The organism is Nocardia sp. NPDC058519 (genome assembly GCF_042719755.1).
Lineage (GTDB): Bacteria > Actinomycetota > Actinomycetes > Mycobacteriales > Mycobacteriaceae > Nocardia.
Genome location: NZ_JBHXNK010000003.1, coordinates 280,545 through 302,152 on the forward strand (window position 1 = coordinate 280,545; position 21,608 = coordinate 302,152).

Sequence of the window (21,608 nt, forward strand, 5' to 3'; positions counted from 1 at the left end):
TACCGCGTTGATCATCGAGGGGCGCCGCATGTGTTCGCGGGATCGAGGCGGTGGCCGGGGTGGCGGGCTTAGGCTGGGCGCATGGTGTCTGAACGCGACGTACTCGAATTCGTACCCAAGGGTTTGTGGATCGGCTCCGGACCCGTCGAGGCCACCGGGGGTGGGACTTTCGACGTGCGCAATCCCGCCGACGGGGCGGTGATCGCGCAGGTGGCGGACGCTACTCCCGAGGACGCGATGCTGGCCTTGGACACGGCCGTCGCGGCGGGGGAGGCGTGGGCGGCGACACCGTCACGGGAGCGGGGTGAAATCCTGCGAACGGTGTTCGAGCAATTGACCGCGCGGGCGGAGGAATTCGCGCTGTTGATGACGCTCGAAATGGGCAAGGCACTGTCCGAGAGCCGCAACGAGGTGCGTTATGGCGCCGAGTTCTTCCGCTGGAACAGTGAGGAGGCGGTGCGGATTCACGGGCGATACCTGAACGCGCCGTCGGGTGCGGGGCGGATCATGGTCGCCAAGCAGCCGGTGGGGCCGTGCCTGGCGATCACGCCGTGGAATTTCCCGCTGGCCATGGGCACCCGCAAGATCGGGCCCGCGCTGGCGGCAGGCTGCACGATGATCGTCAAACCCGCCTCGGCGACGCCGCTGACCATGCTGGCGCTGGCCAAGCTCTGTAGCGAAGCGGGCCTGCCCGACGGGGTGCTGTCGGTGGTCACCACGCAGCGTTCCGGGGCTGTCACGGGTCCGCTGATCGACGATCCGCGGCTGCGCAAGCTCACCTTCACCGGCTCCACCGAAGTCGGCAAGAAACTCGTTGCGGCGTCCGCGAACCGGTTGCTGCGCACGTCCATGGAATTGGGCGGCAACGCGCCGTTCGTGGTGTTCGACGATGCCGATATCGACGCCGCCGTGGCCGGTGCGATGCAGGCGAAGTTGCGCAACGGCGGCGAAGCGTGCACCGCGGCCAACCGGTTCTACGTGCAGCGCGGCGTGGTCGCCGAGTTCACCGAGAAGTTCGTCGCCGCGATGGCCGACACCGTCGTGATGGGCCCGGGCACCGACTCCGCGACCACCCTCGGCCCGCTGGTGAGCGAGGACCAGCGCGAGATCGTGAGCGACCTGGTCGACGATGCCGTTTCCGTCGGCGCGCGAGTACTGATCGGCGGCAAGGCCCCCGGCGGTCCGGGCTGGTACTACCCGGCCACGATCCTGGCCGATGTGCCGCCGACCGCCCGGATCCTGCGCGAGGAGGTGTTCGGCCCGGTGGCCCCGATCGTCGCCTTCGATACCGAGGACGAGGGCGTCGCCGCCGCCAACGACACCGAATACGGGCTGGTCAGCTACGTCTTCACCCGAGATCTCGATCGGGCGCTTCGCATCTCGGAGTCACTGGAGAGCGGCATGGTCGGCGTCAACCGTGGCGTCATCTCCGATCCCGCGGCCCCGTTCGGTGGTGTCAAGGAATCAGGCTTCGGTCGCGAGGGCGGCACCGAGGGCATCGAGGAATATCTGAACACCAAATACATCGCTCTGACCTGAGCCGGGCCAAAAATAACCGCCCCGGGGATGGTGTTGCACCCGGGGCGGCTTTTTGGAAGCGGCGAACTGGCTGGTCCGCCGCGTGGTCTATGGGGTTGTCTAGCGGCCGAGGCGGCCGCGGCCGAGGCGGAGCAGGAGCATGGCGAGGGTGTGACCCTCCTGGCCGAGCTCGCTGAAGCGCTCGAGCACCTTCATCTCGCGGCTGTGGACCAAGCGCGTACCGCCGGAAGCCATGCGGGTACGGCCGATGATCCGGGAAATTTCGCTGCGGCGTTTGATCGCGGCAAGGATCGTGGCGTCGAGCTGGTCGATCTCGAGGCGGAGCTTGTCGATCTCGGCTTCGGATTGCGGCAAGGCCGAATCGGAGCCCGTGGTCGTAGCGGGGGTGCTCATCATTCATCTCCTCGTGTCAGAACTTGGATCGGTCAAACCGAACGGCCTGTTACCCGATCTGTTCCGTCACCCTGAAACTTTCCCGATGGGCGGTACCTGATCCCCCCGGGAGCGCGCAATAAATCGTACGCACCGTCACGATATCGGATCGGCAGCCGATCCGGGCATGCGGAGAAGCGCTGAACATGAGGCCCAGTCTGCCACGGGCTGCTAGGTAGGCAAAACAGTTCTGTTTAGGAATTCGCTGAGAACGTTCACCAGGTGCGGCCCGTGCCGACCTGGCCGCGTTCACCGGTGGTTTGCCGGGACGTCGTCGGCCGGTCATCGCTGCGGCGGCGGTTCGCGGCTTGTCGGTGCCCGCCGGTAGCGTGGACAGACGATGGATATCACGGTCGCTCCCCACGCCTCAGCCACCGATCCCAGCGAACCAGCGCCCGCGCCCAGCGGTGCCGCGCTACCGCCTCGGGACGGCGGTGGCACCGGCGCGTCCGCGCTGGCTCAGGCGGCGGCCAGGAACAGCGCCGAACAGTCGCAGCGGCGCCAGGAGCGCGAACAACAGCGCGCCGAGGAGATCGAGCGACTGCTCGACGGGCTCAACCCACCCCAGCGTGCCGCGGTGATGCACGCGGGGTCCCCGCTGCTGATCGTGGCGGGCGCGGGCTCGGGCAAGACCGCGGTGCTCACCCGCCGGATCGCCTACCTGCTCGCGGCGCGTGGCGTGCGCACCGGTGAGATCTTGGCCATCACCTTCACCAACAAGGCCGCCGCCGAGATGCGCGAACGGGTCGCCGGGCTGGTCGGCCCGCGCGCGGCCAGCATGTGGGTATCGACGTTCCATTCCAGCTGTGTGCGCATACTGCGGATGCAGGCGGCACTGCTGCCCGGCTTGAATTCGAATTTCTCGATCTACGACGCCGATGATTCGCGGCGTTTGCTCACGATGATCAGCCGCGATTTCGAGATCGACACGAAGAAGTATTCCGCGCGTTTGCTGTCGACCGCCATTTCGAATCTGAAGAACGAACTGATCGGTCCGGAAAAGGCCGCCGCCGACGCGGAAGCCGACGACACCGAACTGCCCGCCCTGGTCGCCAGGGTCTACGCCGAGTACCAACGGCGGTTGCGCTCGGCCAACGCGATGGACTTCGACGATCTGATCGGCGAGACGGTGGCACTGCTGCAGAACCATCCGCAGGTCGCCGAGTACTACCGGCGCCGGTTCCGGCACGTGCTGGTCGACGAGTACCAGGACACCAACCACGCCCAGTACGTGCTGGTGCGTGAGCTGGTCGGGCATCACAGCGAGGCGGACGAGCAGGCGGTCGAGCCGAGCGAGTTGTGCGTGGTCGGCGACGCCGACCAGTCGATCTATGCGTTCCGTGGCGCCACGATCCGCAATATCGAGGAATTCGAACGCGACTTCCCGGATGCGGAAACCATTCTGCTGGAACAGAACTACCGTTCCACCCAGCACATTCTGTCCGCCGCCAACGCGGTGATCGCGCGCAACGAGGGCAGGCGCGAGAAGAAACTGTGGACCGATTCCGGCGAGGGTGAACTGATCACCGGCTACGTCGCCGACAACGAGCACGACGAAGCCTCCTTCGTCGCCAAGGAGATCGACCGGCTCGTCGACACCGGCGATGCCAACTACGGCGACGTGGCGGTGTTCTATCGCACCAACAACAATTCGCGTGCGCTGGAAGAGATCTTCATCCGAATGGGCCTGCCGTACAAGGTGGTCGGTGGTGTGCGGTTCTACGAGCGCAAAGAAGTGCGCGACGTGGTGGCGTACCTGCGGGTGCTGGAAAATCCCGAAGACGCGGTGAGTGTGCGCCGCGTTCTCAACACTCCGCGTCGCGGGATCGGCGATCGTGCGGAGGCCTGCGTGGCGGTGCACGCCGAACAGCGCGGCATCGGTTTCGCCGCGGCACTGCGCGATGCGGCCGATGGCAAGGTCGCGTTGCTGAATACCCGCGCGCAGCGGGCCATCGCGGGATTCCTCGATCTGCTCGACGAGATCCGGGTGGCCGGTAAGCGGGCCGACAGCGACTATCCCGATGTGGGGAATGTGGTCGAGGCGGTGCTCGACCGCACCGGATATCGCGGCGAACTGGAAGCCTCCGACGATCCACAGGACGGCGCGCGACTCGACAACCTCAACGAATTGGTCAGCGTCGCACGCGAATTCAGTTCCGAGGCGTTCAACAATGCCGAGGCGGCGCGTGAGGAAGGGCTGGTGCCGGAGGCCGGCGATGGTGAACCGGAGCCGGGGTCGCTGGCCGCGTTCCTCGAGCGGGTGTCGCTGGTCGCCGATACCGATCAGATCCCGGACGAAGGCACGGGTGTGGTCACCATGATGACGCTGCACACGGCCAAGGGGCTGGAGTTCCCGGTGGTCTTCGTGACCGGCTGGGAGGACGGGCAGTTCCCGCACATGCGGGCGCTGGGTGATCCGAACGAGCTGGCCGAGGAACGTCGGCTGGCCTATGTGGGGATTACGCGGGCGCGTCAGCGGCTCTATCTTTCGCGCGCGGTGGTGCGGTCGGGGTGGGGGCAGCCGGTGTCGAACCCGGAATCGCGGTTCCTGCAGGAGATTCCGCAGCATCTGCTGGATTGGCGCAGGTTGGAGCCGGTGGTCTCGCCGGTGCAGCGGGGGCGGCGCCGGGGTGAGGACAGCGGGTTCGATCGGGATTGGACCAGTGGGAGTGGGTGGGATCAGCGGCCCGGTGTGCGTGGGGGATCCGGTGAGCGCAGGCCGGCGCCGGGTGGGGCGGTGAAGCGGAACAACACCGAACTCGTTCTCGCGGTGGGGGATCGGGTTACCGATGACAAGTACGGGTTGGGGCGGGTTGTGGCCGCTGATGGGGTGGGGCCGTTGGCTACGGTGACCATCGACTTCGGGTCGGCGGGGAAGATTCGGTTGATTCCGCAGTTCAGCCGGACGATTGTGAAGTTGTGAGTTGGTTGGGCAACCCGCTGATCTCGCAAGAACATGGGTAACTCCCCAACCACCTCCCAGCCGCTGCGCGCAGGTCGTATGGCCGAGACCTAATGGTCGCGCTCCCGGACGGCGCGCTGAATACGCGGAGAGGCGGAACCGAGTAGGTCGGTTAGGGCCTCGTCGAGGGTGGGGTATTTGAAGTCGAAGCCTGCTTTGTGGAGGACTTCGGAGGTGGCGTGGCGGCCGGTCAGGCCTAGGGCGGGGTCGGTGCGCAGGACCACCGCGCCTACTTTCAGGATCGCCGAGGGGGTTGGCGGTGATGGGGGGCGGTGCAGGATTCGGCGGAGGGTGGACATGAGTTCGGTGTTGCGGACCGGGAATTCGGTGGCGGCTACGAGGATGCCGTCGGGGAGGGTGACGGTGGGGTCGAGGCCGAGTGAAGCGCGGACGATGGCCAGCCAGTCCTCGATGTGGATCCAGCTGAACCACTGATCGCCGGGGCCTACGCGGCCGCCGAGACCGGCCTTGGTGAGCTGGCCGAGGCGTTTGAGGGCGGGGGCGTCGGGGTCGAGGACGATGGAGGTGCGCAGGATCGTCCAGTGGTCGGCGCGGGCGGGGTCGAACGCTTCCTCCCATGGCTGGGCGACGCCGGTCATCTGCGGGAGGCCGACCGGGAGGGGAGTTGTTTCGGTGCACCGGGTTTCGCCCGCGTCCGACCAGATGGCCGTGGTGCTTGCTTGCACCCAGTAGTCGACGGGGGTGTCGCGCAGACCCGCCGCGGCGACGAGGGCGGTGGTGGAATCGACTCGGCTGGAGCGCAGTTCGGCGACATTGCGTTCGGTCGGCCTGCAGTCGACCAGCTTTCCGGCGAGGTTGATCACCGCGAGCCGACCGGGTTCGCGCAGTTCGGCGGACCAGGAGCCGACCGAGCGGCCGTCCCATTCGGTCTGGCGGAACGGAAGAGCCGGGTTGCGGCGTCGGGTCAGCAGGGTGACGCGCTGTCCGCGGCAGGTCAGGTCGGCGGCGATCTGGAGCCCGAGTGCGCCGGTGCCGCCCGCGACGACGACATTGAGCGCGTCGTCGGTGGGAGCGAGTCCGGCCAGCCTGGCCAGGCGCGAGAAGTTCACGCGCGCATCGGTTTCGATGAACGGCCGGACGAGGGTGCGGGCCGCGGCGGCCGACGGGCCGGTGAAGCGGAGTTCCTGGGTGATCTCGGTGCCACCGTCGCAGGGGGTCAGCCGCCAGGTGAGGTACATGGTGCCCGCGGGTTCGGGCTGCTCGATGCCGAGCTCACGATTGGGCTCGAAGGTAGTGACGGTGAACGCTTTCCCGAACCGCCCGTGGATCCGCGCCGAGAAATTCCCATTCGGCACATAATCCCCGGTGGCCCCGACGGCAACGGGCGAGTGCAACCGCACCGACCGCACCCCGGGATTCCACTCCGGCCACTGCTCGAGATCCCCGAGCACCCCCCACACCAATTCCGGTGCGAGCCCGATGAACTGCGTGTACTTCGTCGTACCAGCCATACCGCAACGCTAACCCCGCCCATGACAGAGAGGAAGCGTGCTACTGGTCACGTAGACAGGCGCGAGCCCTCAGTCGCGCTGGGAGCCGAGGCTGATGCCGCGGGTGGCCAGCCACGGGACCGGGTCGATCTTGTCGGTGCCGTTGAGCCAGACCTCGAAGTGGCAGTGCGGGCCGGTGGAGAAGCCGCGGTTGCCCATGGTGGCGATCTGGTCGCCCGCCATCACGCGCTCGCCCTGCGAGACGGTGGCGGTGTCGATGTGGCCGTAGATGGTGACGGTGCCGTCGTCGTGCAGGACACGGACCCACATGCCGAAACCCGAGGCCGGGCCCGCTTCGATGACGGTGCCGTCGGCGACCGCGTAGATCGGGGTGCCGATCGGGCCCGCGACGTCGATGCCGAGGTGCTGGACGCCCCAGCGAGCACCGTAACCGGAGGTGTAGTTGCCCGAGGTGAACTTGGCGAACAGGGGCCGCAGCTTGGCGGATTCCTGGGCGGCGAGGTCTTCGGCGAACTTGGCACCCTTGGCGAGGATGTCGTCGAAGTGGTTCTTGTCGGCGACGGTGGTGGCGTCGAGTACCTGCGGCGAGGCGCCGGTGCCAGGGTCGCCGATATCGGCGGTGCTCATCGACTGCGCGGCGATCTCGTGGACCTGGCCCGCGGCCTCGTAATCGATGCCGTGTGCGGGCTGGCCCGGATCGGCCATAGCCGCCTGACCCGCGGCGACAACCGCGCCTGCGGCAACGGCGATGACCGCGGCGCGGCCCTTCAGCGCGGCGGGCGGTGCGGGGACGCGGTGTGCGCCACCACGACGTTCGGCGCGGCGCGGCGCGGGCGGTTCTTCCGCGGTGGTCTCTTCGGCCACGGGCGCCCAGTCGGTGCTGTAGGCGCCGGTGTCATAGGACTCGTCCGCGGTCCATTCGTCCTCGGCGGGCGTCCATGCCGCGTCGTCGGACCAGGTGTTCTGGTCGCGCCACGCATCGTCGGTCTGCGGCCATGCGGCAGCGGGAGCGCGACGAGCCTGTGGGTGCGATGTGTATTCGTCGGCATACCGGTAACGGTGGCCGGAGGTGGTGCGATCTTCGACTGGAAGGGTGGAGCGGTGGTTCATCGGCTGTGCCGAATCGCCAGCATTTCCAAGCGAGTACTGAAGTACCTCAAGCTTGTCGTCCTCCTCAGTCCTGACTTGCCAGTCGTGACCTGGTTGTCGTGACCTGGTTGTGACTTCGACCGCATTGACGGTAACGAAGCGATTGCAGAGTGGCAAGCGCTGGTCGAAAACCTACACGCGTGTGTGACATTCGTCACCGTAACGCGATGGAATATCTCACCGTTTTCCGGCATCCCGGGTGAGGTCTGTCGACGACATAACGTAGTAGATGCCGGGGTGTCCCGGCTTTAGGCGGCCCGACCTGGCAAGGCGCCGGAAAACGCCCAAAAACTACTCGCCAGTAGCCTTGGCCAGCGGTTTTTCGGGGCTCCCGTTAAGGGTCGTGACCTGCGCCACTTACTATGAACGTGGTCGTTTAGCCCTCCCCGTGACTAGCTACAGTCCGATCCGACCCGCTACCGACGTCGGGCCGCCAACAAAGACGTTGTCATAGCAACGCAGACGAGACGGTGAGTACATGGATCTCTTCGAATATCAGGCGAAGGAGCTCTTCGTTAAGCACGGAGTGCCTTCGTCCGAGGGTCGTGTTTGCGACACGGCCGAAGAAGCACGCGCCATTGCCGAGGAAATCGGCAAGCCCGTGATGGTCAAGGCGCAGGTCAAGGTGGGCGGCCGCGGCAAGGCTGGCGGCGTCAAGTACGCGGCCACCCCGGAAGACGCGTTCACGCACGCGCAGAACATTCTCGGCCTCGACATCAAGGGCCACATCGTCAAGAAGCTCCTGGTCGCCGAGGCCAAGGACATCGCGGAGGAGTACTACATCTCCTTCCTGCTCGACCGGTCCAACCGCACCTACCTGGCCATGTGTTCGGTCGAGGGCGGCATGGAGATCGAAGAGGTCGCGGAGAAGACTCCCGAGCGCCTCGCCAAGATCGCCGTCGACGCCGTCAAGGGTGTCGACCTGGCCTTCGCCCGTGAGATCGCGGAGAAGGGCCACCTGCCCGCCGACGTGCTCGACGCCGCGGCCGTGACCATCCAGAAGCTGTGGGAGGTCTTCATCGGCGAAGACACCACCCTGGTCGAGGTCAACCCGCTGGTGCGCACCCCCACCGACGAGATCCTCGCCCTCGACGGCAAGGTCACCCTGGACGAGAACGCCGAGTACCGGCATCCCGACCACCTCGAGTTCGCCGACGTCGACGCGACCGACCCGCTCGAGCTCAAGGCCAAGGAAAACGACCTCAACTACGTCAAGCTCGACGGTGAGGTCGGCATCATCGGCAACGGCGCCGGTCTGGTCATGTCGACCCTGGACGTCGTCGCCTACGCCGGTGAGAACCACGGCGGCGTGAAGCCTGCCAACTTCCTCGACATCGGTGGTGGCGCTTCGGCTTCGGTGATGGCCGCCGGTCTGGACGTCATCCTGGGCGACGCGCAGGTCAAGAGCGTGTTCGTCAACGTGTTCGGTGGCATCACCGCCTGTGACGCGGTCGCCAACGGCATCGTGGGCGCCCTCGAGGTGCTCGGTGCCGCGGCCACCAAGCCGCTGGTCGTTCGTCTGGACGGCAACAACGTCGAAGAGGGTCGTCGCATCCTCGCCGAGGCCAACCACCCGCTGGTGACGCTGGCCCAGACCATGGACGAGGGCGCCGACAAGGCCGCCGAACTCGCCTTCAGCGCCAAGTAAGGAACAGCGAACATGTCCATCTTCCTGAACAAGGACAACAAGGTCATCGTCCAGGGCATCACCGGCGGCGAGGGCACCAAGCACACCGCGCTGATGCTGAAGGCGGGCACCAACGTCGTCGGCGGCGTGAACGCGCGCAAGGCCGGGACCACGGTCAAGCACACCGACAAAGACGGCAACGAGATCGAGCTGCCCGTGTTCGCCTCCGTCGCCGAGGCGATCGAGAAGACCGGCGCCGACACCTCCATCGCGTTCGTGCCGCCCGCCTTCTCCAAGGACGCCATCATCGAGGCCATCGACGCGGAGATCCCGCTGCTCGTGGTCATCACCGAGGGCATCCCGGTGCAGGACTCCGCCTACGCGTGGGCCTACAACGTCGAAAAGGGCGAGAAGACCCGCATCATCGGCCCGAACTGCCCCGGCATCATCACCCCCGGCGAGGCGCTGGTCGGCATCACCCCGAACAACATCACCGGCAAGGGCCCGATCGGCCTGGTGTCGAAGTCGGGCACCCTGACCTACCAGATGATGTACGAGCTGCGTGATTTCGGTTTCTCGACCGCGATCGGCATCGGCGGCGACCCGGTTATCGGCACCACCCACATCGACGCCATCGAGGCGTTCGAGAAGGACCCCGAGACCAAGATCATCGTCATGATCGGCGAGATCGGTGGCGACGCCGAAGAGCGCGCCGCTGCCTACATCAAGGCCAACGTGACCAAGCCGGTCGTCGGCTACGTCGCCGGTTTCACCGCGCCCGAGGGCAAGACCATGGGCCACGCCGGCGCCATCGTCTCCAGTGGCGGCGGTACCGCGCAGGCCAAGCAGGACGCGCTCGAGGCCGCAGGCGTGAAGGTCGGCAAGACGCCGTCCGCGACCGCCGCGCTCGCTCGCGAGATCCTGGAGAAGGCGTCCATCGCTTCTGCGTGATCTGAAATCTCACACTGTCGAAGGCCGCCTTCAGGTTTAACCTGGGCGGCCTTCGTCGATTCATCCACAGGCGGTGGTTTATCCACAGCCTGCATCGGTAGGTGATGCCCATGGCCGTGGCGTGCAGTAGCGTCAGGTATCGGATCAGGCACCAGTCAGTTCGACGCGACCGATGCGCACGACTCGACAAGGAGACGACGAGACATGTCATACCCGACCGGGGGCTCCGGGTACAACGCACCCGCGACACCCGCCGCGCCTCAGGGCCCGAGTACCGGAGCCGCCGCGGCTTCGCCATCGACCGCGACCGGTTCGGAAGGCAAAGGGCTGCCGTTCATTCTGACCGCGGCCGCGGCCGGACTCGGCGTCGTCACCTTCCTCCTCGGCTTCGCGCCGTATGTCGGCTTCACCGCGCTGCGCGAGACCTCGACCGGCAGCATGTTCGAGTCGAGCAGCGGCGCGATCGCGACGCTCATCCTGGCCGCTGCCCTGCTGGCCGGGCTGTCGCTGCTGCCCAAGCAGAATGTCCTCGGTGTCGCCGCCGCACTCGCGGTTGCCTCGTTCCTCGGCGTCGTCGTGTCGTTGATCAGCGTGGGTGAAGGCATGGAACTGCAGTGGGGCGCGTTCGTCGTCGCCGCGTTGTCGTTCGTCGTCGCCGTGCTGTTGGTGCTGGCATTCCTGTTCGGGCTGGGGCTCATCAAGGTGCCCGCGCCGAAACCGGCTCAGCCGCAACAGCAGCCGGGCCAGTACGGCCAGTACGGCCAGCAGGGTTACGGCCAGCCGCAGGGCTACGGCCAGGCCACCGGCCAGCAGTCCTACGGTCAGACCGGTTACGGCCAGGCTCAGACCGGTGGGCAGTACCCGACGCAGTCGCCGTCGCCGTACGGCCAGCAGAGCCAGCCTGCGGTGCCGCAGGCGCAGCCGTCCTACGGTCAGCCGGGTCAGCAGTCCTACGGTCAGCCGCAGCAGTCGCCGTACGGCCAGCAGTACGGTGCCCCGCAGCAGCAGCCCTCGCCGTATGGTTCGGCGCCGCAGGCACAGCCGCGTCCTGACGAGAGCGCGACGCAGACTTTCGGTGGACAGCCGCAGGGCCAGCCGTTCGGTGCGCCGACCTACGGTGGCGCACAGCAGTCCTCGCCGGGCCAGCCGCAGCCGTTCGGTGGCGAGCAGACCGCCGACCCGGCGGCCGACGCGACCACCGCGTTCCGTCCGAACGACGACAACAAGTAAAACCGCAGGCATGGTCGGTCGATGTCCGGACATGTCGAATGAACACGGCTGCCGCACGGTGGTCCAGGTTCGATCGCGAGCCCACAGGTACGCCTGTGGGCTCGCGGCGCGCCTGACCCGTGGCTGCCGGGGAAGCTGCCACGCTGAATTGTCATGAGCTCCCGTAACGCCCTCGTGCGCCGGACCTCCGGGTCACGCGGCACCGGGGAGACAGTCACCGCACCACCGCCCGGGCCCGAGCCCGGTTGGTGGACACTCTCGCCCGAGCGGGCGCGAACCCTGTTGCTGGTCGCGGCGAGGCCGACGATCACCGCCCTGGCGGCGACGGTGCTGCTCGTGCTCGTGGTCATGCTCACCACCGGGACCGATCTCACCAGTGCGCCCGCCGCGGTCGCCGCGACTTGGCTTGCCGCTCACCAGGTTCCGCTCACGGTGGGCAGGACGACGCTCGGCCTGCTGCCGCTGGTACCAACGGCCGTGCTGGTCTGGCTGGCCGCCCGCGAATGCGCGCGTGCGGTCCCGAATCGTCCGACTCCCGTCGAGCTGGGCTGGTTGACCGGCGCGGTGCTGGCCGGACCGCTGCTGATGACGGCCGTCTGCCTCGCCGTCACCGGCGATGCCGCGGGCGTCACCCCGCTCGAATCGTCCGGTCCGATCGCGGCGTTCGGCTGGGTGCTCGTGCTGTATCTGGTCGCGGCCGCCGCCGGGATCGGCACTCGGGCGTGGGGTTCGCTGTGCGCGCTGCTACCGATCGAGATCCCGGAATGGGCGGTCCTGGGCGCCCGTGCCGCGCGGCGCACCGTGCTCCGCATGCTCGGCTGCGCCGCACTGGCCACCGCGATCTCCTTCTTCGTCCATTTTTCCCGGCTCGACGGTGCCTACCAGCAGGCCCACAACTTCACCGATGTGCTCGGCATGACGTTGTTGTCGCTGCTCTACCTGCCGAACGTGGTGATCGGCGCGGCGGGGATCCTCAGCGGTGCCGCGGTGCTGTTCGGTGCGGGGTCGGTGGGCCTGTTCGGGGTCACCGGCGGGCACATGCCGGTGCTGCCGGCGCTGATTCCCGTGCCGGAAGGGCCGGCGGCGGCGTGGTGGGCGGTGCTACTGCTGGTCCCGCTCGCCGTGGGCGTGCTCGGCGGGATCGAACTCGGCCGCACCAGCGACGATCGGCCCGGCGCGCCGTGGGCGACCCTCACCTGCGCCGCGCTGTCCACGCTGACATTCCTGGTGCTCGCGATCCTCGGTAGCGGTCAGCTCGGTGCCGTCGGGTGGGTGGGCGTCGATCTGCTGATGCTGGTCGTGCTGATGGTCACCTGGTTCGGGTTCGGCGGCTTCGTCGGCATGGTGTTCGCCCGCCGCTTCCTGGCGCCGACCGTGCCGGCCGAGGACTACGACGAGTACGACGACTACGAGGACGATGATTACGACGACGACGACTACTACGAAGACGACGAGTACGACGACGATGATCCCGAGGACTACGAGGATGCCGTCGAATACGACGATCCCGCAGTCGAAGTCGACGGTGAACTGGTCGAGGACTTCGATGACGACGTCGAAGTGAGCATCGCCGCACCCGGCTCGACCGACGAGCCCGCCGACGACATCGTCGACGTCGAAGTGGTCGAGTCGGACCTGCCGGACGAGGACAAGACCCCCGGTCGCTAAGCTCGACCCGGCGCCTATCGCCATCGCCGCCGCCCGATCACACGCAGGAGTAGAGCGCTGACGTCCTCGTTTGCCCCGTGGAAGCCCGCCAGAACACCGGCCACCGTCGTCGTTCTGGCCTCGGGCACCGGCTCGCTGCTCAACGCACTGCTGGCCGCCGCCCGCGAGCCCGGCTACCCGGCCCAGATCGTCGCCGTCGGCGTCGACCGGGACTGCCCGGCCACCGCGCACGCCGACGCCGCCGGAGTACCGCACTTCAAGGTGGGGCTCAAAGATTTCGCCGATCGGGAAGCCTGGAACGTCGCCCTCACCGAGGCCGTCGACGCGCACAAGCCCGATCTGGTGGTCCTGGCCGGCTTCATGAAAATCCTCGGCCCCGCGTTCATGGAACGCTTCGGCGGCCGGCTCATCAACACCCATCCCGCGCTGCTGCCGTCGTTCCCCGGCGCGCACGGGGTGCGTGACGCGCTCGCCTACGGCGTCAAGGTCACCGGCTGCACCGTGCACCTGGTCGACGCGGGCGTCGACACCGGCCCGATCCTCGCGCAGGAGACGGTCGCGGTGGTGCCCGGCGACGACGAGGACACGCTGCAGGAGCGCATCAAGGTTGTCGAGCGACGGTTACTGGCGGAGGTCATCGCCGCCGTCGCGACGCGAGGCATTGTCTCCGACGGACGAAAGGCAGAAATACCAGTGAGCGAGCACGCCGGTGAGTGAACGTAAGGCGATCCAGAGGGCGCTGGTGAGCGTCTACGACAAGTCCGGGCTCATCGAGCTCGCCACCGGGCTGCACGCGGCCGGTGTGGAGCTGGTGTCGACCGGGTCGACCGCGGGCAAGATCGCCGAGGCCGGGATTCCGGTCACCAAGGTCGAGGATCTGACCGGATTCCCGGAGACCCTCGACGGCCGGGTCAAGACGCTGCATCCCCGTGTGCACGCGGGCATCCTGGCCGACACCCGTCGCGCCGAGCATGTCGATCAGCTCGTCGAACTCGGTGTCGAGGCGTTCCAGCTGGTGGTGGTGAACCTGTACCCGTTCACCCAGACCGTGGCCAGTGGCGCGAGCGTCGACGAGTGTGTCGAGCAGATCGATATCGGTGGGCCGTCGATGGTGCGCGCCGCGGCGAAGAACCACCCCTCGGTGGGTGTGGTCGTCGACGTGACCGACTACGACGACGTGCTCGCCGCGGTGAAGTCCGGCGGGTTCACCCTCGCCGAGCGGACCGCCCTGGCCGCCAAGGCCTTCCAGCACACCGCGAGCTACGACGTGGCCGTCGCGAGCTGGATGGGCTCGGTCGCCGTGCCAGCCGTCGCCGAGGAGACCGAGCAGTTCCCCGGCTGGGTCGCCGGTTCGTGGGAGCGCGCCGCGGTGCTGCGCTACGGCGAGAACCCGCACCAGGCTGCCGCGCTGTACACCAGCAACGACGGCACGGTCGGGATCGCGCAGGCCGAGCAGCTGCACGGCAAGGAGATGTCGTACAACAACTACACCGACGGTGACGCCGCGTGGCGCGCCGCGTTCGACTTCGACGAGCCCGCGGTCGCGGTGATCAAGCACGCCAACCCGTGTGGCATCGCCGTCGCGGCCGATATCGCCGAGGCGCATCGCAAGGCACACGCCACCGACCCGGTCAGTGCCTACGGTGGTGTGATCGCGGCCAACCGTGAGGTGAGCGTCGAGATGGCCGAGCAGGTCGCCGAGATCTTCACCGAGGTGATCATCGCTCCCGGGTACGCGCCCGGTGCCGTGGAAGTGTTGCAGCGCAAGAAGAATGTGCGCGTGCTGGTGGCCGAAGCACCGCAGCGCAAGGGCGTTGAGCTGCGTCCGATCAGCGGCGGTGCGCTGCTGCAGGACCGCGATGTCCTCGACGCCGCGGGCGACGATCCGGTGAACTGGACCCTCGCGGCGGGCGATCCGGCCGACGTCACCACCCTCGCCGACCTCGAATTCGCTTGGCGCGCATGCCGTTCGGTGAAGTCGAACGCGATCCTGCTCGCCGAGGACGGCGCCGCGGTCGGCGTCGGCATGGGCCAGGTCAACCGCGTTGACTCCTGCAAGCTCGCCGTCGAGCGCGCGGGTGAGCGTGCGAAAGGCTCTGTCGCCGCCTCCGACGCCTTCTTCCCGTTCTCGGACGGCCCGGAGATCTTGGTGGCCGCGGGCGTGCGCGCGATCGTGCAGCCGGGCGGTTCGATCCGCGACAAGGACACCATCGAACTCTGCAAGCAAGCGGGCGTCACCCTGTACCTGACAGGTGCCCGCCACTTCGCTCACTGAGCCGAAACCCGAACGGGTGCTGCGCCGAATCCTCGGTGCGGCACCCGTTTTCGGTTATCCGGCGTCGAGTACCTCGCGGGTACCCAGCGGGGAGCTCAAGGGAATTTCCAAGGTGCCGAAGACGGCGTTCATGGTGCACATCTTGTTCACGCTGTCCGCGCGGGTTCCGGAGCGCAGGGCGACGGAGACCGCCTCGGCGGTTTCGGTGACGGTGGCATCCACGGCGTAGCACTCGGGATTGCCGGTCTGGAAGTTGACGCTGATCTTGTTCTCGCTCAGCCGATTCCACGACGTGAAAGGGATCGGGTTCGGGTTGACGAGGGTGGGATCGGCGATGAAGGGCTGGCCGATACCGGGTTTCGGGTCCTCGGGACGGCTGTTGTCTTTCGACGTAACTTGTTGGGGCGCAGGATCATCCGAGGATCCGCAGGCGGTGAGGGGTGCGATCAGCACGGCCACGGCCGCCGCGGCGGCGGTGTAGCGCGACATCGTTCTCATGGCATCAACCCTAGACCGCACGGCCCCACCGTGAACTTTCCGCGAACCCTGCGCATAACCCCTCCATTTCCCCGCCACGGGGACTAGATTCGGCTGCGATGCGGCTCTGCGGCAATCGGCCGGCATCTTCTGTTGGGCGGAAGCAATTGGCGATCTTCGAAAGGAACAACGTGGCCGACACGCTGCGCGTAGGCGAAGAACTGGGGCTGGGTCAGTCCCTGACCGGCGGTGCGTACACCCTGGCTCTGCAGCCGGATGGCAACCTGGTGCTGAGTGAGCCCGACGGCACCGTCGTCTGGGCCGCCATGACACACGGGCAGGACGCGCAGCGCGCGGCCCTGCAGCACGACGGCGATTTCGTCGTCTACAGCGGTGGCGGGGCGCGCATCTGGGCGACCGACACCAGTGGCCGCAACGTCGAGAAGCTGGTCGTGCAGCCCGACCGCAACGTCGTGCTCTACGGCACCGACGGCTCGGTCGCGTGGGCCACCGCCACCAACACCGACAACCCGCTGCCTGCTCCCGAGCCGGTCGCCGCCGCCCCGATCGCCGAAGAGGTCGCGCCGCCGCCTGCCGCGCAGACCTACACGGTCGAGTCGGGCGACACCCTGTGGGCCATCTCGGAGCGCTTCTACGGTGACGGCAACCGCTACACCGAGATCGCCGCGGCCTCCGGTATCGACAACCCGGATCTCATCAACGCCGGTCAGGTACTGACCATCCCGTAGAACGCGGACGAAAGTGGCCCCGAGGCAACAGCTTCGGGGCCATTCTCGCGTTCACGGGGCTACTTGGTGGTGGTGAACGGCAGCAGCGCCATCTCGCGCGCGTTCTTCACCGCGACGGCGACCTGACGCTGCTGCTGCGGGGTCAGGCCGGTGACGCGGCGGCTGCGGATCTTGCCGCGATCGGAGATGAAGGTGCGCAGCAGATTGACGTCTTTGTAGTCGACGTACTCGATGCCCGCGGTGATCAGCGGATTCTTCTTCGGCTTACGGCCCTGGTCGGCACGTGCCTTCTTGGACGGTGCTCGCTTCACTGCCATGGGATATTCCTTCTCACGAATCAGTTTGGGGAGTCTCTACCAGCTCGATTTGTGGACCCCGGGCAGCTCGCCCCGGTGGGCCATCTCGCGCACACGAACACGGGAGAGGCCGAACTTGCGGAGATAGCCGCGTGGGCGGCCGTCAGCAGCGTCCCGATTGCGCAATCGTACCGGACTGGCATTGCGCGGCTGGTTGCGCAGTTCGGCCTGTGCGGCGGAGCGCTCGGTCTCGCCGGTGCTCGGCTTGCGGATGATCTCCTTGAGCTCGGCACGCCGGGCCGCGAACCGTTCGACGATCTCGCGGCGCTGCTCGTTGCGGGCGATCTTGGATTTCTTCGCCATCAGCGCTCCTCGCGGAAGTCGACGTGGCGGCGCACGACGGGGTCGTATTTGCGCAGGATCAGCCGGTCGGGGTCGTTGCGGCGGTTCTTGCGGGTGACGTAGGTGAAGCCGGTGTCGGCGGTGGACTTCAGCTTGACGATCGGCCGGATATCGGTCGATTTCGAGGCCATGTTCAGCTCCTAGATCTTGTCCCCGCGAGCGCGGATGCGGGCCACCACAGCCTCGATCCCGTCGCGGTCGATGGTCTTGATGCCCTTGGTGGAGACCGTCAGCGTGATGCGGCGGCCCTCGCTGGGCAGGTAGTAGGTCTTGTGCTGGATGTTGGGGTTCCAGCGTCGGTTGGTGCGCCGGTGCGAATGCGAGACGGCTTTTCCGAAGCCGGGCTTGCGACCGGTGACCTGGCAGTGGGCCGACATGCGACCTCCTTCCATGGTTATGACAACCATTTTCGACAACGATTATTCCGCACTGTACAGTCGCGCTGAAGCAAATGAAAATCATTGTCGAAAGGGGTATCGGGTGCTTGACCAGTCAGACCGGAGAACGCCCGTGGTGCTGCTGGCCGGCTTCTCGGGACCCGCCATGGGCGGCGTCGAACACATCGCGGAGACGTTGAGCGCGGACGCGGGCACCGTGGTGCTGCATCACGACCTCGCCGAACTACGTGAAGGCGTGGTGCGCCGCACGGTGCGTACCGCGGGCAAGGTGAGCACTACCGTGCTCGAGCTCGCGCACGGCTGTGTGTCGTGCACGCTGCGCGCCGACCTGCTGCCGATGCTGTGCACGCTCGCCACCCGGGCACATATCGACCGGATCGTGCTCGCGCTGGATCCCGGCATCGAGGCCGAGGCGCTGTGCCACGCGATCGAGAATGTCATGGTGACCGGGGTCGCCGATCGCGTCGATGGGCCCGCGGGGCGTTCCGTGCGGATCGAGGCCGTGCTGACCTGCCTCGACGGGCAGCAGTGGCTGGCCGACGCCACCGGCGACGAAGTGCTGGCCGATCGGGGACTGGCCTCGGCCGACGACGAGCGCACGGTCGCGCAGGTGGCGGTCGGTCAGGTCGACTTCGCCGACGCGCTGGTCGTCCTCGCCGCTGGGGCCGACGCGCTCGATCGCGAACGCCTCGGTGCGGTCCTGGACCGGCTGGCACCCGCGGCACCGATCGCCTGGCTCGACGAATTGGGGGGCTTCGACGCGATCGAGGTCGGCGCCTTGCTGACTCGGGTGCCCGCCGATTCGCGCCGGGGCCGGATCTTCGGCGCGCACGCGCCATTGCTGCGCGGGCAGCCGCCGCTGAGCACCGACTGCGGTGTCTCGATCGTCGAATTCGCCGCGCGCAGGCCGTTTCATCCCCAGCGGTTGCACGAGGCGCTCGATGTCCTGCTCGACGGCGTGGTCACCGCCCGCGGCCGGATCTGGCTGGCGACCCAGCCCGATCACGTGGTGTGGCTCGAGTCGGCGGGCGGCGGGCTGCGCGTCGGTGGGGCAGGGCGCTGGTTGGACGCGATGAGCGCGCAGGAGCAGGCCGCCGTCGATCCCGATCGGCGGGTGATGGCCGCGCTGGGCTGGGACGAGCGGTTCGGCGATCGCGAGGTGTCGCTGGTGATCCTGGCCCACGACGCGGACCCCGCCGAGATCCGTCACGCCCTGCACTGGGCGCTGGTCGAGGACGACGAACTGCTGCTAGTCGAGCGGGCACCGGAACGAGTCGCGTTGTGGGAGGACCCCTTCGGCGACTGGCACGAAGATCCCTGCGCCGATCCCACCGAGGCAACGGCCTCGGCGAGCGAGCGCACCAATCCGAGAGGAGAAACAGCATGAAAGCGGGCATCCATCCCGACTACCACCCCGTCGTGTTCGAGGACGCGAGCACCGGGAAACAGTTCCTGACCAGGTCGACCGCGAACAGCGACCGCACGATCGAATGGGCCGACGGGAATACCTACCCGCTCATGGTGGTCGACGTGACCTCCGATTCGCACCCGTTCTGGACGGGCACCGCCCGCAACCTCGACACCCAGGGCCGGGTCGAGAAGTTCGAGCGCAAGTACGGAAAGCGCTCGCGCGCGGGCAAGGAGGGCTGAATCATGGCGGTTCCCAAGCGCAGAATGTCGCGCTCCAACACCCGAAGCAGGCGCGCGCAGTGGAAAGCGGAAGTGCCACAGCTGGTCCCGGTGACGGTGGCAGGCGTCGAGTACCGGGTGCCACGCCGAATCATCAACGCCGTACGCAAGGGCATGATCGACCCGGCCCGGCTCTGACACGACAATGGCCTGCCAGGAGTGCCTGGCAGGCCATTGCTATCTGAGAAAGATTCAGCCTTCGCGCTCGGCCAGTGCGACCAAGGCCGCGGCGAGCTGGAAGAACTTGTTGTTGCCCAGGTCGGCGATGGTCTTGATCTTCAGCGCCTCGAGCAGCTGCTTGTCGTGCGCCTCGGTGAGACCGGCGAGCGCCGACGGGGGAGCGGCGAGAATTTCCGCGAGCGTCTTGTTCTCGAATTCCTTGTCGAGGACTTTGTCGAGCACCACGTTTACGGCCATGCGAACTCCTTCGAACGAACCTTGGATGTGCTGGGCGAGACGAATGCGCCCCGCAGCGACCATAACTCGGTTAGCGCACAGTGTGGTGGGCTTCCACGGCGTCGGCGGTTCGTTCTGCGCGGCCATATGTCCAGGGGCCTTACTTCGACACTGTCATGCCTGTTCAGGGCTTTGGGGGAGGGTGTGGGGCAACCGCCCCGTTAACGGTGTGATGCGTGCCACTTGGTGCGGACGCATCGAAGGGCTTGCGGAGTGTTTGCTGGTGGTCGAATTACCAACTATTGGTTTGTTTTTCGCCACAAGAAAATTCCCCGGCCACTGATGCGGACTCCCTCACAGGTATGTACTCTCGTGCGGGAGGGCGGGTTCCCCGAGTTAGGGGAACCCGCTCATCGCCACTTCAGGGGCGGTTTTCGCGGTAGTTCGCCGCAGGTCTCGAGAGCTCCGATCAGCGGGGCGGAAGACCGGAAAGATTCCGACAAACCGGACGTTAGCTGGTTGCCTTCAGCGGGCCGGAACGGGCTGACGCACCGGGGCCGCGACGTCTCGCCGATCCGGCGCCACCAGCACCGCGGTGATCGGCACCGTCAGACCGAGCGCACCGATCACGAACATCGGGAACACCAGATCGAACAGCGGCAGCCCGGACGGTGACCGGATACCCGGATCGATCGAGAACTTCAGCGCGGCGACGGCCGTGTAGTACACCGCGGCGACGCCGAGCGCGAACAGCACCGACACCAGCACCCGCACCGGCACCCGCCGGACCACCTGCGATACCCACAGGGTCGCGGTGCACAGCGCCATCGACACCAGCACCGACACCCCGATAAGGCTGAGCGACTCGTCGACGGTGCCCTGCACGGCGAGCGCGTCCAGGGTCAGATAGGTCGACAGCCCGACGCTCAGACCCATCGTCAGCCCGCCGATGATCAGCCGCGGCACGTGCGTGGTCCGGCCACTGATCAGCAATCCGGCCAGGACGCCGACCACCGCGATGGCCAGTGCCGCCGCACCGAGCGCGACGTTGTACCGCATGACGCTGTCGTTCACCCGCATCGCGAGCAGCGCGACCGAATTCGCCAGCCATAGCCCGACACCGCCGAGCGAGACCGCGGCCATCGTCAGCCAGATCAGCCGGAACCGGATCGAGTACTTCGCGTGCCGGACGCAGGCGAACGCCACCAGCGCCCCGAGCGCCGACAGATCCAACGCGAGCCATGCGATACCGGTGCCGTGCGCGAACGTTTCGGCACCGGTCGCGGCGAGCACGTCAAGCACGCCTGCCCGCTCCTTCGAACTGCTGCGGCTCGAGCTGGGCGATGGCGTATTCGGTCACCGCCGCCAGTGCCTGACGGACCTCGACGGCGTTGCGCGCGTCGATGTCGACGATCGGGATTCCCTCGCGCACCGAGAGTGCCTCGCGCAGTTCGGCGATGGGGAAGCGGGGAGCGTTGGGGAAGCGGTTCACCGCGATCAGGAACGGCAGCCCGCGCGCCTCGAAGAAGTCGACGGCGGCGAAACTGTCTTCCAGCCTGCGGGTATCGATCAGCACCACCGCGCCGATGGCGCCGCGGATCAGGTCGTCCCACATGAACCAGAAACGCTTCTGGCCCGGGGTACCGAACAGGTAGAGCACCAGGTTGCCGGGCAGCACGATGCGCCCGAAGTCCATGGCTACGGTGGTGGTTTCCTTTTCCGGCGTTTCGGCGAGGTCGTCGATGCCGTCGGAGAAATGGGTCACCATCGCCTCGGTGCGCAGCGGCACGATCTCCGACACCGCACCGACGAAAGTCGTTTTACCGGCACCGAATCCGCCGGCTACGACGATCTTGGTCGATGCGACCCGTTGTTCCTGGGCCGGCGGGCGCATGC

Annotated in this window: 23 protein-coding genes; 12 read left to right on the forward strand and 11 right to left on the reverse strand. The window is 67.2% G+C overall.

Features of this window, described 5'->3' with window-relative positions; genetic code table 11:
* Nucleotides 1-81: 81 nt before the first annotated feature.
* A complete protein-coding gene (locus tag ACFWPK_RS05630) occupies nt 82-1,539 on the forward strand; it encodes an NAD-dependent succinate-semialdehyde dehydrogenase (protein WP_378913374.1) in 1,458 nt (485 codons plus the stop codon).
* 99 nt (nt 1,540-1,638) lie between these two features.
* On the opposite strand, the gene ACFWPK_RS05635 is transcribed toward ACFWPK_RS05630, so the two are convergent.
* Nucleotides 1,639-1,932: a chorismate mutase gene (locus ACFWPK_RS05635; protein ID WP_056816138.1), complete on the reverse strand. Its 294-nt coding sequence runs from the start codon at nt 1,930-1,932 to the stop codon at nt 1,639-1,641.
* 379 nt (nt 1,933-2,311) lie between these two features.
* Between ACFWPK_RS05635 and ACFWPK_RS05640 the strand changes: the two genes are divergently transcribed.
* Nucleotides 2,312-4,894, forward strand: coding sequence for a UvrD-helicase domain-containing protein (locus ACFWPK_RS05640; protein WP_378913375.1), 2,583 nt, complete (start codon nt 2,312-2,314; stop codon nt 4,892-4,894).
* Nucleotides 4,895-4,983: 89 nt separating this feature from the next.
* Here the strand turns inward: ACFWPK_RS05640 and ACFWPK_RS05645 are convergent, their stop codons facing one another.
* Together ACFWPK_RS05645 and ACFWPK_RS05650 are read right to left on the reverse strand one after the other, a co-directional pair.
* Nucleotides 4,984-6,405: a DUF1731 domain-containing protein gene (locus ACFWPK_RS05645; RefSeq protein WP_378913376.1), complete on the reverse strand. Its 1,422-nt coding sequence runs from the start codon at nt 6,403-6,405 to the stop codon at nt 4,984-4,986.
* A 69-nt stretch (nt 6,406-6,474) separates the two neighbouring features.
* Complete coding sequence (locus tag ACFWPK_RS05650; protein WP_378913377.1) at nt 6,475-7,515, reverse strand: M23 family metallopeptidase; 1,041 nt, start codon at nt 7,513-7,515, stop codon at nt 6,475-6,477.
* Between the two features lie 517 nt (nt 7,516-8,032).
* Between ACFWPK_RS05650 and sucC the strand changes: the two genes are divergently transcribed.
* From sucC to purH, 6 genes are all read left to right on the forward strand, one after another.
* Nucleotides 8,033-9,202 (forward strand): ADP-forming succinate--CoA ligase subunit beta, encoded by a 1,170-nt coding sequence (gene sucC / locus ACFWPK_RS05655; protein WP_378913378.1) that lies wholly within the window; start codon nt 8,033-8,035, stop codon nt 9,200-9,202.
* Between the two features lie 12 nt (nt 9,203-9,214).
* Nucleotides 9,215-10,132 carry a succinate--CoA ligase subunit alpha gene (gene sucD, locus ACFWPK_RS05660; RefSeq protein ID WP_056814017.1) on the forward strand — a complete coding sequence of 306 codons (918 nt, stop codon included), beginning with the start codon at nt 9,215-9,217 and terminating at the stop codon, nt 10,130-10,132.
* Between the two features lie 204 nt (nt 10,133-10,336).
* Nucleotides 10,337-11,362 (forward strand): DUF5336 domain-containing protein, encoded by a 1,026-nt coding sequence (locus tag ACFWPK_RS05665; RefSeq protein ID WP_378913379.1) that lies wholly within the window; start codon nt 10,337-10,339, stop codon nt 11,360-11,362.
* Nucleotides 11,363-11,515: 153 nt separating this feature from the next.
* Complete coding sequence (locus ACFWPK_RS05670; protein ID WP_378913380.1) at nt 11,516-13,030, forward strand: DUF6350 family protein; 1,515 nt, start codon at nt 11,516-11,518, stop codon at nt 13,028-13,030.
* A gap of 36 nt (nt 13,031-13,066) precedes the next feature.
* Nucleotides 13,067-13,747, forward strand: coding sequence for a phosphoribosylglycinamide formyltransferase (gene purN, locus ACFWPK_RS05675; RefSeq protein ID WP_378913475.1), 681 nt, complete (start codon nt 13,067-13,069; stop codon nt 13,745-13,747).
* The gene (purH, locus tag ACFWPK_RS05680) at nt 13,740-15,305 is read left to right on the forward strand and encodes a bifunctional phosphoribosylaminoimidazolecarboxamide formyltransferase/IMP cyclohydrolase (RefSeq protein WP_378913381.1); all 1,566 of its coding nucleotides are present in this window, start codon (nt 13,740-13,742) and stop codon (nt 15,303-15,305) included. Before purN ends, purH begins: the two co-directional genes overlap by 8 nt.
* 54 nt (nt 15,306-15,359) lie before the next feature.
* Here purH and ACFWPK_RS05685 read toward each other — a convergent pair whose 3' ends face one another.
* Nucleotides 15,360-15,803 carry a hypothetical protein gene (locus ACFWPK_RS05685; protein WP_378913382.1) on the reverse strand — a complete coding sequence of 148 codons (444 nt, stop codon included), beginning with the start codon at nt 15,801-15,803 and terminating at the stop codon, nt 15,360-15,362.
* Between the two features lie 170 nt (nt 15,804-15,973).
* On the opposite strand from ACFWPK_RS05685, the gene ACFWPK_RS05690 reads away from it, so the two are divergent.
* Nucleotides 15,974-16,531 (forward strand): LysM peptidoglycan-binding domain-containing protein, encoded by a 558-nt coding sequence (locus ACFWPK_RS05690; RefSeq protein ID WP_378913383.1) that lies wholly within the window; start codon nt 15,974-15,976, stop codon nt 16,529-16,531.
* Between the two features lie 59 nt (nt 16,532-16,590).
* On the opposite strand, the gene rpsR is transcribed toward ACFWPK_RS05690, so the two are convergent.
* From rpsR to rpmB, 4 genes are read right to left on the reverse strand one after another with little or no spacing between them, the layout of a single operon-like run.
* Nucleotides 16,591-16,848, reverse strand: a complete 258-nt coding sequence (rpsR, locus tag ACFWPK_RS05695) for a 30S ribosomal protein S18 (RefSeq protein ID WP_378913384.1) — start codon at nt 16,846-16,848, stop codon at nt 16,591-16,593.
* A 36-nt stretch (nt 16,849-16,884) separates the two neighbouring features.
* Complete coding sequence (rpsN, locus tag ACFWPK_RS05700) at nt 16,885-17,190, reverse strand: 30S ribosomal protein S14 (protein WP_378913385.1); 306 nt, start codon at nt 17,188-17,190, stop codon at nt 16,885-16,887.
* The gene (gene rpmG / locus ACFWPK_RS05705) at nt 17,190-17,360 is read right to left on the reverse strand and encodes a 50S ribosomal protein L33 (protein WP_378913387.1); all 171 of its coding nucleotides are present in this window, start codon (nt 17,358-17,360) and stop codon (nt 17,190-17,192) included. The genes rpsN and rpmG overlap by 1 nt, the downstream gene beginning before the upstream one ends.
* A gap of 9 nt (nt 17,361-17,369) precedes the next feature.
* A complete protein-coding gene (gene rpmB, locus ACFWPK_RS05710) occupies nt 17,370-17,606 on the reverse strand; it encodes a 50S ribosomal protein L28 (RefSeq protein WP_194826729.1) in 237 nt (78 codons plus the stop codon).
* Nucleotides 17,607-17,709: 103 nt separating this feature from the next.
* Between rpmB and mrf the strand changes: the two genes are divergently transcribed.
* The 3 genes from mrf to rpmF are packed head-to-tail and all read left to right on the forward strand — an operon-like array spanning nt 17,710 to nt 19,454.
* Nucleotides 17,710-19,014, forward strand: coding sequence for a ribosome hibernation factor-recruiting GTPase MRF (mrf, locus tag ACFWPK_RS05715; protein WP_378913388.1), 1,305 nt, complete (start codon nt 17,710-17,712; stop codon nt 19,012-19,014).
* Complete coding sequence (locus tag ACFWPK_RS05720) at nt 19,011-19,277, forward strand: type B 50S ribosomal protein L31 (RefSeq protein ID WP_378913389.1); 267 nt, start codon at nt 19,011-19,013, stop codon at nt 19,275-19,277. The genes mrf and ACFWPK_RS05720 overlap by 4 nt, the downstream gene beginning before the upstream one ends.
* A 3-nt stretch (nt 19,278-19,280) precedes the next feature.
* Nucleotides 19,281-19,454: a 50S ribosomal protein L32 gene (gene rpmF / locus ACFWPK_RS05725; protein WP_378913390.1), complete on the forward strand. Its 174-nt coding sequence runs from the start codon at nt 19,281-19,283 to the stop codon at nt 19,452-19,454.
* Between the two features lie 54 nt (nt 19,455-19,508).
* On the opposite strand, the gene ACFWPK_RS05730 is transcribed toward rpmF, so the two are convergent.
* The 3 genes from ACFWPK_RS05730 to ACFWPK_RS05740 all read right to left on the reverse strand — a co-directional run bounded on the left by ACFWPK_RS05730 (nt 19,509) and on the right by ACFWPK_RS05740 (nt 21,606).
* Nucleotides 19,509-19,733 (reverse strand): hypothetical protein, encoded by a 225-nt coding sequence (locus ACFWPK_RS05730; protein ID WP_062986981.1) that lies wholly within the window; start codon nt 19,731-19,733, stop codon nt 19,509-19,511.
* A gap of 504 nt (nt 19,734-20,237) precedes the next feature.
* Nucleotides 20,238-21,014, reverse strand: coding sequence for a hypothetical protein (locus tag ACFWPK_RS05735; protein WP_378913391.1), 777 nt, complete (start codon nt 21,012-21,014; stop codon nt 20,238-20,240).
* Nucleotides 21,007-21,606, reverse strand: coding sequence for an ATP/GTP-binding protein (locus ACFWPK_RS05740; protein ID WP_266295760.1), 600 nt, complete (start codon nt 21,604-21,606; stop codon nt 21,007-21,009). The genes ACFWPK_RS05735 and ACFWPK_RS05740 overlap by 8 nt, the downstream gene beginning before the upstream one ends.
* Between the last annotated feature and the right edge of the window lie 2 nt (nt 21,607-21,608).